At 34.8% G+C, this 17,077-nt stretch carries 14 protein-coding genes; 2 read left to right on the top strand and 12 right to left on the bottom strand.

All coding sequences use genetic code 11. The annotated features are described in order from the left end of the window. Positions 1-15 precede the first annotated feature (15 nt). From BIW12_RS04885 to BIW12_RS04895, 3 genes are all read right to left on the bottom strand, one after another. Entirely contained in the window at positions 16-2,130 is a 2,115-nt protein-coding gene (locus tag BIW12_RS04885) for a prolyl oligopeptidase family serine peptidase (RefSeq protein ID WP_071184069.1), read from the bottom strand. 115 nt (positions 2,131-2,245) lie between these two features. Then, positions 2,246-4,501, bottom strand: a complete 2,256-nt coding sequence (locus tag BIW12_RS04890) for a TonB-dependent receptor (RefSeq protein WP_071184070.1) — start codon at positions 4,499-4,501, stop codon at positions 2,246-2,248. A gap of 203 nt (positions 4,502-4,704) precedes the next feature. After that, positions 4,705-5,058 carry a hypothetical protein gene (locus BIW12_RS04895; protein WP_232227154.1) on the bottom strand — a complete coding sequence of 118 codons (354 nt, stop codon included), beginning with the start codon at positions 5,056-5,058 and terminating at the stop codon, positions 4,705-4,707. Positions 5,059-5,244: 186 nt separating this feature from the next. On the opposite strand from BIW12_RS04895, the gene BIW12_RS16560 reads away from it, so the two are divergent. Next, positions 5,245-5,661, top strand: a complete 417-nt coding sequence (locus tag BIW12_RS16560; RefSeq protein ID WP_071184071.1) for a hypothetical protein — start codon at positions 5,245-5,247, stop codon at positions 5,659-5,661. Between the two features lie 319 nt (positions 5,662-5,980). On the opposite strand, the gene BIW12_RS04905 is transcribed toward BIW12_RS16560, so the two are convergent. From BIW12_RS04905 to BIW12_RS04915, 3 genes are all read right to left on the bottom strand, one after another. Further along, positions 5,981-6,976: an aspartate-semialdehyde dehydrogenase gene (locus BIW12_RS04905; RefSeq protein ID WP_071184072.1), complete on the bottom strand. Its 996-nt coding sequence runs from the start codon at positions 6,974-6,976 to the stop codon at positions 5,981-5,983. Between the two features lie 169 nt (positions 6,977-7,145). After that, positions 7,146-7,562 (bottom strand): large conductance mechanosensitive channel protein MscL, encoded by a 417-nt coding sequence (mscL, locus tag BIW12_RS04910; protein WP_071184073.1) that lies wholly within the window; start codon positions 7,560-7,562, stop codon positions 7,146-7,148. Between the two features lie 96 nt (positions 7,563-7,658). Next, positions 7,659-10,103, bottom strand: a complete 2,445-nt coding sequence (locus BIW12_RS04915) for a bifunctional UDP-N-acetylmuramoyl-tripeptide:D-alanyl-D-alanine ligase/alanine racemase (protein ID WP_071184074.1) — start codon at positions 10,101-10,103, stop codon at positions 7,659-7,661. Between the two features lie 169 nt (positions 10,104-10,272). Here BIW12_RS04915 and BIW12_RS04920 point away from each other — a divergent pair, with 169 nt between their 5' ends. Next, positions 10,273-10,899, top strand: a complete 627-nt coding sequence (locus tag BIW12_RS04920) for a hypothetical protein (protein ID WP_071184075.1) — start codon at positions 10,273-10,275, stop codon at positions 10,897-10,899. On the opposite strand, the gene BIW12_RS04925 is transcribed toward BIW12_RS04920, so the two are convergent. From BIW12_RS04925 to BIW12_RS04950, 6 genes are all read right to left on the bottom strand, one after another. Continuing rightward, the gene (locus tag BIW12_RS04925; protein ID WP_071186151.1) at positions 10,887-11,612 is read right to left on the bottom strand and encodes a porin family protein; all 726 of its coding nucleotides are present in this window, start codon (positions 11,610-11,612) and stop codon (positions 10,887-10,889) included. The two genes, BIW12_RS04920 and BIW12_RS04925, sit on opposite strands and share 13 nt — an antisense overlap. A 269-nt stretch (positions 11,613-11,881) precedes the next feature. Continuing rightward, positions 11,882-12,277: a hypothetical protein gene (locus tag BIW12_RS04930; protein ID WP_071184076.1), complete on the bottom strand. Its 396-nt coding sequence runs from the start codon at positions 12,275-12,277 to the stop codon at positions 11,882-11,884. A gap of 258 nt (positions 12,278-12,535) precedes the next feature. Next, on the bottom strand, positions 12,536-13,297 hold the full coding sequence (locus BIW12_RS04935; RefSeq protein WP_071184077.1) for an HNH endonuclease: 762 nt from the start codon (positions 13,295-13,297) through the stop codon (positions 12,536-12,538). A 243-nt stretch (positions 13,298-13,540) separates the two neighbouring features. Then, on the bottom strand, positions 13,541-14,719 hold the full coding sequence (gene uxuA / locus BIW12_RS04940) for a mannonate dehydratase (RefSeq protein ID WP_198033463.1): 1,179 nt from the start codon (positions 14,717-14,719) through the stop codon (positions 13,541-13,543). 32 nt (positions 14,720-14,751) lie between these two features. Next, positions 14,752-15,588: an SDR family oxidoreductase gene (locus tag BIW12_RS04945; protein WP_071184079.1), complete on the bottom strand. Its 837-nt coding sequence runs from the start codon at positions 15,586-15,588 to the stop codon at positions 14,752-14,754. Positions 15,589-15,637: 49 nt separating this feature from the next. Continuing rightward, positions 15,638-16,837 (bottom strand): DUF4861 family protein, encoded by a 1,200-nt coding sequence (locus BIW12_RS04950; protein ID WP_071184080.1) that lies wholly within the window; start codon positions 16,835-16,837, stop codon positions 15,638-15,640. Positions 16,838-17,077 lie beyond the last annotated feature (240 nt).

The following is a 17,077-nucleotide window of genomic DNA, read 5'->3' on the forward strand; positions in this document are numbered from 1 at the left end:
TTCTGCTCCTAAATATTATTTCGGTAATTGGGTAATTCCCATATTAAACAAAGTAAAAGCCTGAATATCGACATTTTCCTGTATGGTTGCTGTGACTGATTTTCCGGCACCATGACCGGCTTTTACATCGATACGGATTAAAACAGGATTTTCTCCGGATTGTTTGGCTTGCAATTCGGAAGCAAATTTAAAACTATGTGCCGGCACTACTCTATCGTCATGATCAGCTGTAGTAACAAGCGTTGCGGGATATTGCACTCCTTCTTTTATATTGTGCAAAGGCGAATAGCCTTTGAGATAATCAAACATTGCTGCGCTATCCTGAGCCGTTCCGTAATCGTAAGCCCAACCGGCACCTGCGGTAAAAGTATGGTAACGCAACATATCCAACACACCCACAGCCGGCAAAGCCACCTTAGCCAAATCAGGACGTTGGGTCATTACAGCTCCTACCAGCAAACCTCCGTTAGAGCCTCCCCTGATTGCCAAAAAATCAGAAGAAGTATATTTTTCTTTAATCAAATATTCGGCTGCGGCTATAAAATCGTCAAACACATTTTGCTTACGCATTTGTGTTCCCGCATCGTGCCATTCTTTACCGTATTCGCCACCACCACGCAAATTAGGCACTGCAAAAACACCTCCGTTTTCCATCCACACCGCATTAGAAATACTAAAACTTGGCGTTAAACTAATATTGAATCCGCCGTAACCGTATAAAATAGTTGGATTTTTGCCATCAAGTTTCAATCCTTTTTTATGGGTAATCAGCATCGGAATCCGGGTTCCGTCTTTCGAAGTGTAGAATATTTGTTTCGATTCATAATCTTCTGTTTTAAATTGGGCTTTCGATTTTTGATACAGCATTGATTTCCCGGAATTCGGTTCTAATGCAAAAATAGTTGCCGGAGTAATATAATTGGTAAACGAATAATACACCATTTTGTCTTTCTTCTTGCCACTAAAACCATCCGCTGTCCCCGGTCCTGACAACTCAATTTCACGCAAAAATTTCCCTGAATAATCGTATTGCTTTACCACAGAAACCGCATCTTTCATATAATGTGCAAAAATATAACCACTACAAGTTGTTGGCTGTAAAACCTGAGTCGTTTCGGGAATTAAATCTTTCCAGTTTTCGGGTGTTGGATTAGTAACATCTACCGTTACAATTCGCTTGTTGGGCGCATTCCTGTCGGTTACAATCAATAACTTCGTTCCATCATTATCGATAATTGTATGGTCACTGTCAAAATTATCAACAATAGTTACAATAGGGTTTTCCGGATTTGACAAATCCTGAATGTATAATTCATTTCCATAAGTCGAAGTTGCCGCCGTGATTACCAAAAACCGATTATCTTCGGTAACACTTCCACCTACATACCTTCTTTTTTGGCTTTCGCCAAAGATAACCTTGTCTTCTTTTTGAGCAGTTCCCAGTTTATGAAAGTACAATTTATGTTGGTCGGTTTTAGCCGATAATTCGCTGCCTTTTGGCTTTTCATAACTGGAATAATAAAAGCCTTCATTACCATTCCAGGACAAGCCGCTGAATTTAACGTCAACCAGAGTATCTCCTAAAACCTGCATAGACAAAGCATCTAAAATGATCACCTTTCGCCAGTCGCTGCCACCTTCGGAAATGGAATAGGCTACTTTTCTACCATCTTTAGAAAAAGCAAATTCTCCCAAAGAAGTCGTTCCTTCTTTAGAAAAAGTATTCGGATCTAAGAAAACGGTTTCTTTACCTGCGTTGTCTTTTCGGTATAAAACCGATTGATTTTGCAGCCCGTTATTTTTGAAATAATAAGTAAAATCTCCTTCGATAAAAGGCTCACTGATTTTTTCATAATTCCACAATTTTTCCAGTCTTTCTTTCAATTGATTTCGAAATGGAATTTGGTCTAAATAGGCATTGGTTACTTTATTTTGGGCAATTACCCAATGAGTTGTTTCAGCCGAACGGTCGTCTTCAAGCCAGCGATAGGGATCTTTGACTTTGGTTCCAAAATAATCATCTATTGTATTGTCTTTTCTGGTTTCAGGATATTGAATAGGCTTTGATTTTTGGGCAAATGATGTCATTACAGAACTGATAATTGTGGTTATAATAATTGTTTTTCGCATAGTAATAGAACTATTGATTTAGACAAAAATAGGGATAAAAAATACCGCAGATTCACAGATTAAAAATTTTAATTTGCGAATTTGCGGTAAATATTTTTTGCGGTAAAAAAACGTTTTACAAATTAAAATTCATTCCCAAGACAATATTTCGTCCAATATTAGGAATTCCATCGGTTTTTAATCTGGAAAGATGGGCAATGTATTTTTTATCAAATAAGTTATTCCCGTTTAAACTAACATTCAACGCCGTTTTTCCCCATTTTATTTTTCCTCCAAAACCTAAATTCACCAAAGTATAGCCGTTAGAACTGGTCTCAAAACCGCTTACATTGTCTTGATTGAAAGTAGTATTAACATTCAAACTGGCAAATCCTTCTTCAAACCAGTTTTTAATTTTGAATTCGGTTCTGATGGTATTATTCCAATTGTTAGCCGGAATTAATGGCAAATAATCGCCTTTATCTTTTTTTCCTGTAACCGATGCAAAACTGGTTTCGTAATGCAACCAATCCAACGGATGCGGATGAAAATGCAATCCTACTTCGCCTCCATACAATCTGGCATTATCCTGAACATAGGCAAAAACATCACTATCATCCATAATTTCACCCGTAGGCGAAGTATAAATATAATTATTAATGTGATTGTAAAATCCGTTTACAAAAAACTCAAAATGTGTATTTCCGTACTCTAAATTAATATCCGTTTGTACATTTTGTTCCGTTTTCAAATTAGCATTTCCTATCTCGTAACGATTCGTTCCATGATGCACCCCATTAGAAGTCAACTCGGCCAAATTAGGAGCTCTGAAACCCGAAGCTACATTCATGCGTAGCACCAAGGTTTCTGAAAGATTTGTTTTGTATCCTAATGAAGCATTAATACTGTTGAAAGATCGACTCAAAGCATCAATATCTCCTCCATGATGTTCGTGTTCTTCATGCTCTTCCTCAGTTTCTTCATGATGTTCTTCCTCTCCGGCTTCATGTGCCAGGGAATTCAAATTACGATTATCAAAACGCAATCCTGCCTGCAAAACACTTTTTCCCCATTCGTAATTCACTGTTCCAAAAACACCAAAATCATTCGTAGTCGCATCCGGAATCAAATATTCTTCACCCGAATTTTTATTGGTTTGGTGCATTCCCTGAACTCCTAAAACAGCCTCAAACTGCCCCATTTTAGGCAAATGGTATTTAGTATTATAATTGTATGTATTCAATAGCATATCCAAAGAAGCCTCATTGCCATCTTCAAATTCCATACGATTATTAGAAATATAACCTAAATCGACATCTAATTTTGAATGACCAAAATAAATCACACTATTCAAACTCAACAAATGATTATCAACTTCCTGACGAGGAGATTCAGGATCTTTACTGTAAGTTTGCTCAGCAATACCTTCTTCGGGAATACCTAAATCCAGTTTGTTAAAATTGTATCGGACAACAGTAGAAAATTTGCTGTTATTGTATCCTATTCCGGTTTTAAAATCGGTTTCATTGTAGCGGCTGTTGGTTACTCTATCTCCTTGTCCAATTTTATAATCCGAATGCGTATTGTAAGTTCCTCTGGCTAAAAACTTCCAATTATCCGTTGATGTTTTCACTCCCATGGAAGCATTACTTCCCAGCGTATTGCTGAAATATTTTTGATTAAAATTAGCCTTAAAAGTATGAGCGTCGGCAAATTTTTCAGGATTAAAATACAAAACTCCTCCCATTGCATCCGAGCCATACAATAAGGAAGCCGGACCTTTGATAACCTCAACACTTTCAACTCCGGCATCATTTAAGCCCAAGCCATGTTCTGCTCCAAACTGCTGATTTTCGATACGAACGCCTTGTGAATACACTAAAACTCGGTTTCCACTCAAACCACGAATCACAGGTTTACCTATTGAAGTTCCTGTAGCAATTTGTGAAACTCCGGGAATAGTTGCCAGTCCTTCTATTAAAGTCGAAGTTCCTTTTTGTTGTAAACTTTCAATGCTTTCGTGCTCCACTTTCATTACGTTTTGTGATTGCATTTTGTTAAAAGGAGTAGAAACAATCACCTCGTCTATCTCAAGAACCGCATTTTCCATGCGGATATTGACAACGGTGTTTTTAGTGAGTTTTTCTATCCATTGATTTACGGTCTTAAAACCCACATACGAAAAAACAATTCTAAAACTTCCGTTGGGTAAATTTTTAAAAGCAAATTTCCCATCGGCATCAGTAGTTGTTCCTTTGTGCAATTCCGGAATATAAACTGAAGCACCAATTATAGGCTGATTTAAAACATCAGTTACTGTTCCTGAAACTGCATTTTGAGCTTGCAGCATAGCCGAAAAACCCAAGAATAGGGCAATTATATATTTTTTCATGAAATGATTGTATTGTTTATTTCATCCCGTTTTAATTAAAACAGGAGAAAGTAAAATTAGAATTGACTTTAATTACAACATAAACCATTGTAATATTCTAAACCATTAAGTTTTTAAGTTTCATTAAGAATAAAATCTTAACTCCCTTAATTTCTTAATGGTGAAAACAAAAGATTTTCGCGGTAATTTTAAAAGTAATAGTATTAAACAATACTTTGAGGAGGCCCCCGGAGTGCATACAAACTCCCCGGAAAAAAAATAATCTCTTTTTGTTCTTTACTGAAAAAAGGGATTGCCCTAAAATCAGAAAAGAAATGGTAACTTATAAATTTAGGACAAAGACTGCTCCCAAATTCAAAATGACAAACAGCACATTGTTCAAATACCTTGTGCTGGTGGGTCAGTTCGGCTTTATTTTGTGTATGATTGTGAACACAGAATTTATGCGAAAGTTGTTTTTCTAAATGCTCGTAACCGTGAAAAGACTGAAACAGTATCGAGAACAATACCGCCGCTGCCAGAGTAAAACTATATAGAAGCTGTTTTCTTTTCATCATTTGCAAAGTTAAGCGGTGGAAATAAAAAATCCTAATGAGTAAAACAAACATTAGCTTTTCAAAATAATTTGTAAAAAATATTTTGATATATTTGATTTTAAATATTACGGTGATTTTTTCTACACTTAATACTACAGTTTGCATTAATCTTAGCTCAAAATCAGAAAACAACATAATCTAAATCAAATGAATGTTTTAATTATTCCTTTTCTTTTAATATCTGGATATGTTGCGACAATTAGCAGATCAACACTAAAAGAAAGGTATAAGAAAAGAATAATATTATCAATTGTAAGTTTAATTTTTGGAATAGTATTGGAAATATTTTCTAAAGGAGATAGAAAATTTTCTTATTTCGTTTTTGGATTACTACCATTACTCTACGTTTTTTATTACGAAATACTTCGGATTATTTTCATGCCTCTCATAGGTAAATATCCATATTCACCATATAGGGAAAAAATTGGATCAAAAGTATTAGGTTCAGGTTACCCAAAAAACAGAAAAGTGACATTCACAGATTACATTTTTGGGATGACTCTAATCTTTCTTCCATTAGTTACGATAATTTTATTAGGCATTTTATTGAATCACTATTTTTAAACCCCGACCGCACTGATATTCACAAAAGTTAGCGTAGTCCCGAAGTTTCGGGAGTATTCAGTACCCGCAACAATGAGAAAAAAAAGCTTCTATTCCAGAAGTTTTTTTTGTTTTTAAGTATCGCCAGTATTAAACTAAGTTATATCCCGATAGCGCGGATTTGCAATCCTTGCCCACAAAGATGAGATTCCTCGTTCCTCGGAATGACAAGATTGCGCACTCTGATTACCTCTTAATCCTTTCTTTTGACATTAACAATTTAACCCATAAAAAAAGCTTCTCAATCGAGAAGCTTTCCGTTTATAAAAAGTATTTAGTATTAAACTAATTTGTTAGCTACTAAATATTCAGCAATTTGAATAGTATTTGTAGCAGCTCCTTTTCTTAAGTTATCAGCAACAACCCACATGTTTAAAGTATTCGGTTGAGACTCATCTCTTCTTAAACGACCAACAAATACTTCGTTTTTACCTTGAGCAAAAAGTGGCATTGGGTATTCAAACTCTTTTAAGTTGTCCTGAACCACTACTCCGTCAGTGCTTTCAAGAATGCTTCTTACTTCGTTGATGTCAAAATCATTTGAGAACTCTACATTGATTGCCTCAGAGTGTCCACCTACGATAGGCACACGAACAGCAGTAGCGGTAACTGCAATAGTATTATCACTTAAGATTTTTTTAGTCTCACGAACTAATTTCATCTCTTCTTTAGTGTATCCGTTGTCTTCAAAAACATCACATTGAGGAATCGCATTGCGGTGAATTTGGTATTTATAAGCCATATCTCCGTCAATTCCTGCATATTCGTTTTCTAATTGTTTTACCGCTTTTACACCAGTTCCTGTGATTGATTGGTAAGTAGAAACGATAACTCTCTTGATGTTGTATTTTTTATGCAAAGGTGCTAAAGCCAAAACCATCTGAATAGTAGAACAGTTTGGGTTAGCAATAATTTTGTCTGCTGCAGTCAATTCACCCGCGTTGATTTCAGGAACAACTAATTTTTTAGTTGGATCCATTCTCCAAGCCGAAGAGTTATCTACCACTGTAGTTCCTACTGCAGCGAATTTTGGTGCCCATTCTAATGAAGTGTCTCCACCCGCAGAGAATAAAGCAATTTCCGGTTTCATATCCACAGCAGTAGCTAATCCTACCACTTTATATGTTTTCCCTTGAAATTCCATTTCTTTACCTACTGAACGCTCAGAAGCTACAAGAATTAATTCGTCATTAGCAGTAACAAAATTTCTTTCTGCCAATACTTGTAACATTACTTCTCCAACCATTCCGGTTGCACCTACAACTGCAATTTTCATATGCTATATCTTTATTTTATTAAAATTCAAATTTTGAACTGCAAAAGTAATTAATATTCAAACGAAAACAAGCGCGTTCACAAAAAGTAACAAAAAGTTACAAATATAACATAAAAGAAAAACCATGCGCCGCGGCGCATGGTTTAGTTGAACATATAGTGAAGCGGTATTACTTTTTCAACAAGTCTCTGATTTGAGTAAGCAATTCTTCCTGAGTTGGCCCGGCTGGTGCAGCTGGTGCAGCCTCTTCTTTCTTTTTCATTTTCTCGGCAGCTCTTAAAACCACAAAGATAAAAAATGAAATAATCACGAAATTGATAATCGCCTGAACCAAATTACCATAAGTAATCACAGCAGCTCCTGCAGTTTTGGCAGCAGCCAAATCGGCATAACTATTTCCATCTAAAGAAATAAACTTAGTCGTAAAATCGATTCCACCGGTTAGCAAACCTACGATTGGCATGATAACATCATCAACGGCCGAACCCACAATTTTACCAAAAGCTCCACCAATTACTACGGCAGTAGCTAAACTCAACACATCGCCTTTCATTAAAGAGGCCTTAAAATCGCTAAAAAATCCCATATTTTAATATTTTTAAAAGATTAAACTTCTTTTTTGAATTTCTAAATTAACATTTTTTTTGACAAAAAAGTATTATTAGAATCAAAAAAAATATTCTTAACGATAAAAAACGCGCTTAACTCGTTGAGAAATACTCGTTAAGATTTCATACGGAATGGTATTTAATTTTTCGGCTATGAACGAAACACTAGGATTTTCACCAAAGATAATTACCTCATCGCCTTCGATACAATCAATATTGCTTACATCCACCATCAGCATATCCATACAAACACTGCCCAGAATAATTGCTTTTTGTTCTTTGATATTTACAAAACCCACACCATTACCCCAGGCGCGCGAAATTCCATCGGCATAACCAATAGGAATCGTAGCTACCTTTGTATGTTTATCGGCCATAAAACGCCGGCCATAACCCACACTGTCTCCGGCGGGAATATTTCTAACCTGAGAAATAATAGATTTTAGAGTCCCTACATTTTCTAACTGTTTTTGCTCTTCGGCATCATTAGAAACACCGTACAAACCGATTCCTAAACGAACCATATCAAATTGTGTGTCAGGAAAATTACTAATCCCCGAAGTATTCAAAATATGACGAATAGGATTTATTCCTAATTCGGAAATTATCTTTGAAGACAGGCTGTCAAACAAACGTATTTGCGATTGTGCAAACTCATAATGATTGGGATCATCGCTGGTAGCCATGTGCGACAAAATACTTTGCACTTTTACGGTCGAATTTCCTTTTAAAGTTGCAATCAACTCATCGACCGTATCTTCCTCAAATCCCAGACGGTGCATGCCGGTATCCACTTTGATATGGATAGGAAAATGATGCAGATTTTTTTGCTTTGCTATTTTAAGAAAAGCATGCAAGCCTTTCAAACTGTAAATTTCGGGTTCTAAACCGTACTGAATAATGGCCGAAAAACTGGTACTCTCCGGATTCAAAACCATAATAGGCAATTTGATTCCGCCGTTTTTTAACGAAATTCCCTCATCAGCAAAAGCCACACCCAGATAATCTACTTTGTGATGTTCCAGTAATTTGGCTATTTCGAGTCCGCCGTTTCCATAACCAAAAGCCTTTACCATCACCATGATTTTCACCTTAGGTTTTAGCTTCGATTTAAAAAAATTCAGATTATAACTAATCGCATTCAGGTTGATTTCCAAAACCGTTTCATGGGTTTTCTCTTCAAGCAAAGTCACGATTTCTTCAAACTGAAACGAACGCGCTCCTTTTATCAAAATGCTTTCATTGGAAAAATCCAGTTTTTCAAAATTCGAAATAAACTCAGCCGTAGTTTTAAACGTAATACAATTCGAAAATTGCTCTTTAAACTCCGAAATAGTTTCCCCAATTCCGATTACGCGATTGATTTTATTGGAAACAATCAACTGGGCTACCTTAGCATACAATTGTTCATTAGGAAAACCACTTTGAAAAATATCCGAAAGAATTACCGTCTTCTTTTGAAATTGATTCTGACTTTCCAAAACATCCAAGGCAATCTTCAAAGACTGAAAATCCGAACTGTAACTATCATCAATAATACTGCAATTATTGATTCCGTTTTTTACTTCCAAACGCATTTCGACCGGAAAAAGCATTTCCATTCTCGACTGGATAACATCACTTTCATAATCAAAATACAACAACACCATCAAACTCGAAATGGCATTTTCTATAGAAGCCTTATCCACAAAAGGGATCTTTAACTGATAAGAGTTGTCTTTGTATTTATAAGACAATGTGGTTTCATGATTTCCAATCTCTTTGTGAAACACAAAAACATCGGCATTCTCTTCTTTAAAACTCCACGAAAATGCTTTTGTATTAGGACTTATATACTTTTCAATCTGACTGTTTTTTTGATAAATCAAAACGGCAGCATCTTGAAACAAAAGCATTTTTTGTTGGATTTTTTCTTCTAAATCGGCAAAACCTTCGTCGTGGGAAGAACCAATATTGGTCAAAACACCAAGAGTCGGTTTGATTATTTTTTCTAACTTATCCATTTCAGCAACGGTAGAAATACCCGCTTCAAAAATCCCCAGATTGTGTTTTTCATTAATGGCAATTACTGACAAGGGTACGCCCACTTGCGAATTGTAACTTTTAGGACTTCGGATTACATTATAATCCGGACTCAACAGAAAATTAAGCCATTCTTTGACAATGGTTTTTCCGTTGCTACCCGTTAAACCGATAATAGGAAAATGAAAAAGACTGCGGTAGTATGCCGCAAATCGCTGAAGCGCAACAAGCGTATTTTTAACCACTAAAAAGTTAGCCTGATCGTTACATTCTTCAGGAATATGAGTCACAACAAAATTTTGTACCCCGATAGCAATTAAATCCTTGATATAATGATGCGCATCATTATTAGGCCCTACCAAAGCAAAAAACAGTGTATGTTCGCTATTTTGCAAGGAGCGGCTATCAATCGAAATATTATCTATTATTGCTTCGGGATGGTTTCCAAACCATTTTGCATCCAGAATTGGAATACTGTTTTTTATTATTATACTCATCGAATTGAAAAGAAATTAAGGCAAACTATGCTTCATCAAAAATAAGACTTCTTTTTAAATTGAAACCATACAGCGTGCGTTAAAAAAAGGGACTCAGCATAAATCTAATCACAATAGACAATGTCATTTTATAAGTTTCGTTATATTTGTGAGTCTAAGTTATTTTACAATGCCAAAAAGAATCCTTCCGTTTTTCTCTTATCTTTTTCATCCGGTATTTATACCGATATATGCAACCCTTTTTTATCTTTTTTCAAATCATTCTTATTTTATAAATAAAGAAAAATATTTGGTTTTACTTCAGGTAAGCATCATCACATTTGTAATTCCAATGCTGTTTTTTTTGCTGTTGCGATTAACCGGAAAAATCACTTCGGTTATGGTTCCTGAATTATCAGAGCGAAAATTCCCTTTAATCATTCAATGTTTTCTAATCATACTTTTGGTTCGAAAAAGCATCACTCTGGAACTTTATCCCGAACTGCATTTTTTTCTGCTAGCCGCCTTATTCAGTACTCTGATAGCATTGTCGCTTTTGTTTTTTAACATTAAAGCAAGCTTGCACATGATGGGGATCAGTGCCTTAACTTTTTTTGTATTCGGTTTGAGCCTGCATCACCAAACTCCGAATACTATTCTAATGATTTTTCTGGTTTTAATGAATGGATTTGTAGCCTCATCAAGATTAATCATGAAAGCTCATACTCCCAAAGAGTTAATTATTGGAGTACTTTTAGGCAGTATTCCACAAATTCTTTTATTATTTGTATGGCTGGGCTATGGCTATAATATATAGAAAATAACACCTACTGTAACTGCATTCATGTCTATTTTTTGACCGTCAATTTTAGCCGATTTAAAAATAGGATTTAAACCATAATAAGCATACACGTTAAAGGTATTATAGCCCGCTGAGACGTACAATCCGTAGAGGAATTTGTTAAAATCGGCATTGTTAGTAATCACTACTCTGTCTTCACTGTTTTCAAGAACCGATTTACTATACGCCAAATAACTCAATTTCATTCCGCCGTAAATTCGCCAAAACTTATAACTCTCATACGTTGATGTTCTCCATCTGAATTCGATTGGCACATCAATCAACAACTGTGTGAATTTGTTTTTATCAAAAGCAGACGAACCTAAAATAGTATAAACAGCTTCCTTAGCCGTCCCGCTAATTCCGATATTTTGGTTGTAATTATTATAACTAAGTCCTAAACCAGATGCAAAAGCTACGGTTCTGTCTTTATTAATAGGCATATCTCTCAAAAAACCGCCCGAAATCCCAATGGAGAATTTTTGCTGAGAGGCAGCTTCCGGCATTTGTTTCAACGTATTGTATGTAAACCCAAAATAAAACTGATCTTCTCTGTACAAAGAATCTATTTTTACTACTTGTGTTTCTTTAGATTTTTTTTCTCCTTGCGCAAAAGCACTGAAAAATGGCAATAGTAGCAAAACACTAAAAAATAATTTTTCTCTAAACTGGTTTTGAAGTAGATTCATCGTTTGTTGTTTTCTTTTAAATTCCACCATTAACACTTTTATTTTTACCATTAAGAAATTAAGGTTCATTGAGTCTAAATTCCCTTAATTTCTTAACGGTAAAAATAGCTGTTTTAAAACATAACTGTTAAACTATTTAAACAAAAAAGGAGCAAAAAAAATTGCTCATTTCCTCAGTCTTTGAAAAAACAACAATCAGCCTCTTGAGAATCTCATATTTGAAATTTTTATTTGGTAAAATCATAGTAATCGATTGGGGTTGTTTTTAATTAATCAAACCAAATTCCTTCATCTATAAAAGCTAAACTGTATGATTTGCATTTTGGACAGAAGTTTTTACTTTTTTTAAAACATTTACCACCCCAATAATGATTTTCAATTTCCAAATCATCAGTAAACATACTTGGCTCGTAATACGGAATATATTTTTCATCCATTGTTTCAATTTCAATGGCACTGCTTTTGGAAAAAAAGTACAGAAATTTCTTTTTAACAATTACAGTTTTTTTATAAGCATATAGGTTGATTTGCTCAATTTCGTTAGATTCAGTATTCAAAGCTGGTGCGCCAAAATTAGTAAGATGACTTAACCTTCCTCCGCCAATTGCTATTGACTTTGTTTTGTAACCACAATTGGAACAAATTGGTAAAATTTTAAAGCCCATAACATCTATATTTTAAAAAATTTTAATTTTTCTATGAACAATAATTCCTTATGCTAATTCCTTATGCTAATTCCTTATGCTAATTCCTTATTTTTAATTAAACTATCTGTTTCAATATAAAAAATGAAGAACTTTCTTGTCTTATATGAAGTTTGAAATTAAAGAGGCGAGTTTTTTCCATTACCCACAAGTTTTCCTTGTACAAGACCAATTTAAAATTAAACATAATACCCAAATAGCTTGTAGTATGTTGGCCAGTTATGTCATAAAAACTCCTTCGCCCTTGCATTGGAAGCATATCCCGTTCTGAACGTGTTTATAGCATTCTAATATTCTTTTCCCATTACATCTTGGACAAGGTTTCATATATTGATAAATTCTACCAACTTCATCATAGTATGGAATTAGTTGATTTATATGAACAATTTGATGACAAACATTACAAAGTGAGACATAATCGTCATCATCTTGATTCCAAATCTCATAATTTTTTCTATAACATTTATGATGAACGTGCAGTGCTTGGGAATTTTTAGAAAATTCTTCTTCGTTTTTTTTCTCAACAAACCAAATACCTTCCAAATCTATCGCTAGAGTTGATTTATGTTTTTCTAAAGCTTTAATCAAAGCTGAATTTGTTCCTGGAGAAATGAAAATATTATCTTTTAAATTATTTACTGTAGCCCCATTGTATGGGTATTTAATGAAGTTTTTAATTGCGAAATTAACTAAAATTGTATATTCTGTAGTTAAATTAATTTGATATTCTGCGAGTGATGTTTTGCATATAATTTCTTGTCCTGTATTTTTCACCAAACGGATTATTTTTGTATTTGAATCTTCATTAATGTATTCTATACCAAAATTGGTTTGAAAATTTGTTCCTAGTTTAAATGAGGTAGCGTTAAAATTTGAACTTGGACTTATTCCACAACGTTGGCAAGTATGTTTATCTCTAACCAAAATTTGATTTCTTTTAGTTCTCCATCTCTGATCGTTGAGTAATTCGTTATAGCTCATTTAATATATTTTTGATTCTGCGTTATAATTGCTACCAACTCTTTTATACACTCAGTTTTTCACTCACTTATTGTGCTTATCAATCGTTTTAATAGATATTGGCCTTACTGGTAACGAGGATTATTTTTTTCGCTAATATATAAATAAATCTTACAAAATTCCTACTTATATTATTTCTCTTAAGGTTTCAAATTAGACATTGCAAAAAAAAGGAGCAAAAAAATTGCTCCTTTTTAATACTATTTAATTTTGATTTCCTCTGATTCCTCTTTCAAGACCTCTTAACTCAGCAAGACCTCTTAATCGACCGATAGCAGAATAACCCGGATTCATTTTCTTGTCTAAATCATCAAGCATCTGGTGACCGTGATCCGGACGCATTGGCAATCGGTAATCCGGACGACCATTAGCGATTCTTTTATCTTGTTCTTCAACAATTGCTTTCATCACACCATACATATCTACATCGCCATCTAAATGATCTGCTTCATAGAAATTACCTTCCGCATCGCGTTTAGTTGCTCTTAGGTGAATAAAGTTAATACGGTGACCTAATCGTTTTACCATTCCTACCAAGTCATTGTCTTCTCTTACACCGTAAGAACCTGTACAAAAACACAATCCATTGCTTTTGCTATCCACAACTTCAATCAATTGTTTTGCATCAGCTTCGGTACTTACAACTCTTGGTAAACCTAAAATAGCATAAGGCGGATCATCAGGATGAATTGCCATCACAATTCCTGCTTTTTCAGCCGCCGGAATAATTTCTTTCAGGAATTCATAAAGATTATTTCTCAATTCAGCATCTCCAATTTCAGCATAATCATCTAAAGCAACTTGTAATTGCTCTACTGTATACCCTTCTTCGGCTCCCGGCAATCCTGCAATAATATTTTTAACCAATAATGTTTTTTGGTCTTCAGTCATTGCTTCGAAAACGGTAGTAGCTTTAGCAATTTCTTCGGCAGTATAATCGTTTTCAGCTCCTTTTCTTTTTAGCAAAAACAATTCGAAAGCAGCAAATTCCATTCTGTCAAAACGCAAGGCTTTAGAACCATCTTCAACTTCAAAAGACAAATCGGTTCTTGTCCAGTCTAAAACTGGCATGAAGTTATAACATACTGTATCAATACCACAAGCTCCCAGATTAAGGATACTTTGACAGTAATTTTCAATATATTTTTTATAATCTCCTTTACGGGTTTTAATATTCTCATGAACCGGGATACTTTCAACAACTGACCAGGTCAATCCCGCATCTTCGATTTCTTTTTTTCTTTTTTGAATTTCTTCAACACTCCATACTGTTCCGTTTGGAATATGGTGCAATGCAGTTACAATCCCTGTAGCTCCTGCCATTTTAATATGAGAAAGTGGCACTGTATCATTTGGACCGTACCATCTCCAAGTTTGTTCTATTCCCATTGTATTTTTGATTAATTTATGTGTTTTTAAACTCCAGAATAAGCTAAAAATCCTCCATCCACAGCAACAACAATTCCTGTTACAAAACGAGAATCCGGATTACAAAGCCAAAGTAATGTACTATCTAAGTCATTTGGCTGACCAAATCGTCCCATTGGTGTTTGTGAAAGAATCTTATTTCCTCTTTCAGTCAAACTTCCGTCTTCGTTAGTCAATAAAGTTCTGTTTTGTTCTGTTAAGAAAAAACCAGGAGAAAGTGCATTCACACGGATTCCTTCTTTAGCAAAATAAACAGACAACCATTCTGTTAAATTACTGATAGCGGCTTTGGCAGCGCTGTAAGCAACCACTTTTGTCAAAGGATGAAAAGCACTTACCGAAGAAATATTCAAAATACTGCAACCTTCTCTCCCTATCATATCGGCAGCAAAAACCTTAGTTGGTAACAAGGTACCAATAAAATTAAGGTCGAATACAAAACGTAAACCTTCAGTATCTAAACCAAAAAATGTTTGCAATCCTGATGTATTATTTCTATCGAAAAAAACATCGGCAGTAGTTCCTTTTGGGTGATTTCCTCCAGCACCATTGATTAAAATATCAACTAAACCTAATTGCTCATTAATTGCCGCATGTGCTTTTCTTAAACTCGCTTCATCACAAACATCGGCTGAAACTCCTAAAGCTTTTCCGCCTGCATTATTAATTTCTTCAGCTAATTTTTGTGCTTTTACTAAGTCTCTTCCTAATATTGCTACTTTAGCTCCTTGTTTTGCTAATGCGTTTGTGAATCCGGCACCTAATACTCCAGCACCTCCGGTTATTACGACTACCTTATCTTTTAGTCCTGCAATTATATCCATTTCAATTTTTTTAGTTTTTTTAGTTTTTAGCGAAACTACAAAAAAAGATTTATTTATCTCCTTTTATAGTCACCCGAAGGGGATTAGCTAACATTTTAGCCTTTTTTTGTAATAAAGCATCCCAATCTGATTCGTTCGAAATCTGACCGCTTTTTTGCCAGGCAAAACCAGCATAATAAGTTAGTTTATTTTCTTTTGGCTGCATTACAACCAACAAATCACTACGGTCTTTCTCTTTTGAAACATTCGAAAAAGCATCATTAACTAACTTTGGATTCAGTACAATTCCTTCGCCTAATAAAACGCCGTCAATCTTCTCGGCATGACGAAACCAACCTTCTTTTTTATTGATTTTTACTTCGCCTTTATTTTCATGTAATGTGATACCTGTGGTATAATTTGGTAATGCTTTTTGGACATCAATCGAAATTTCGAACTTAGAAAAATTCGAACCTAAATCTAATGAAATCCTTTTGGTTTCCTTAACTTCATACGGACTGTATGCCGCATACTGCAATTCGAAAACAGTACGTAAAGGTCCAACAGCAATGGTTTTATAACTGACGAAATTTTTAGAAACCAATAATTTATTGTCTTCCCAAATCCCGGTTCCTCCGGTTCCACGACTTGGTCCTACCTGATACGGATCATAACCTTCGCCGTGATCAATATGATAATAGCCTGATTTTTTAGCATTCTCGGCATACCATTTATTGATAATGGGTTTATCGGTTCTTTTTAACCAAAGATCAATTCCGCTGGTTAATGTTCCTTCCTGTCTTTTTTCTTCGACTCTTTTTTGAGCATCAGGACCATAAGTTCTAAAAGCTACTTTATCATTTTCCCAGGCATAATCATCGGTTCGCTCGGGTACAAAACGAGAATAAGTTGCTATTCTGCTTTCAGCTAATGGAATGTTTCCATCAAAAACCACTTGATAATTTGCTTTGGCTTTAGCCGGAACCTCAGCCTGAAACAACAATTCATAAGCCACTCCATCCTGATCGAAATCGATCCATTGCAAAACCACATATTGCTGCGTACCTTCTTTTTTAATTCGCAAATCGTTTGCTTTATTTCCTTTTATCAAATCCGAAAGTTGCTTGCCTGAAACAACCACAATTTCTTTTCGCAAAAAATCGAGATTGTTTTTTACCGAAATTGTTGCTGATTTATTTTGGGCATTAGCCAAAATTGAAAACAAAAAAAACACCGACAAACTCTTAAATATCAAATTGTAGTTTCTCATTATTTATAAATTAATTTGCACCTAAACTGGATTATAAAAAACATATCGCTCCAATGGAGCTTAAACCTAACAACGTTAATTTCTATAAACATTACGCTCCTACGGAGCTAAAACACCAAACTAATAAAACTCAGAATGACAAAATGCTTATAGAAATAATAAAAATTTTATATAGACATAGGCTCTACAGAGCTTAAAAATAAAGCTGATAAGCCACAGAGTGGCAATATATCTATAGAA

The sequence above is a fragment of the Flavobacterium commune genome, assembly GCF_001857965.1.
Classification (GTDB): domain Bacteria; phylum Bacteroidota; class Bacteroidia; order Flavobacteriales; family Flavobacteriaceae; genus Flavobacterium; species Flavobacterium commune.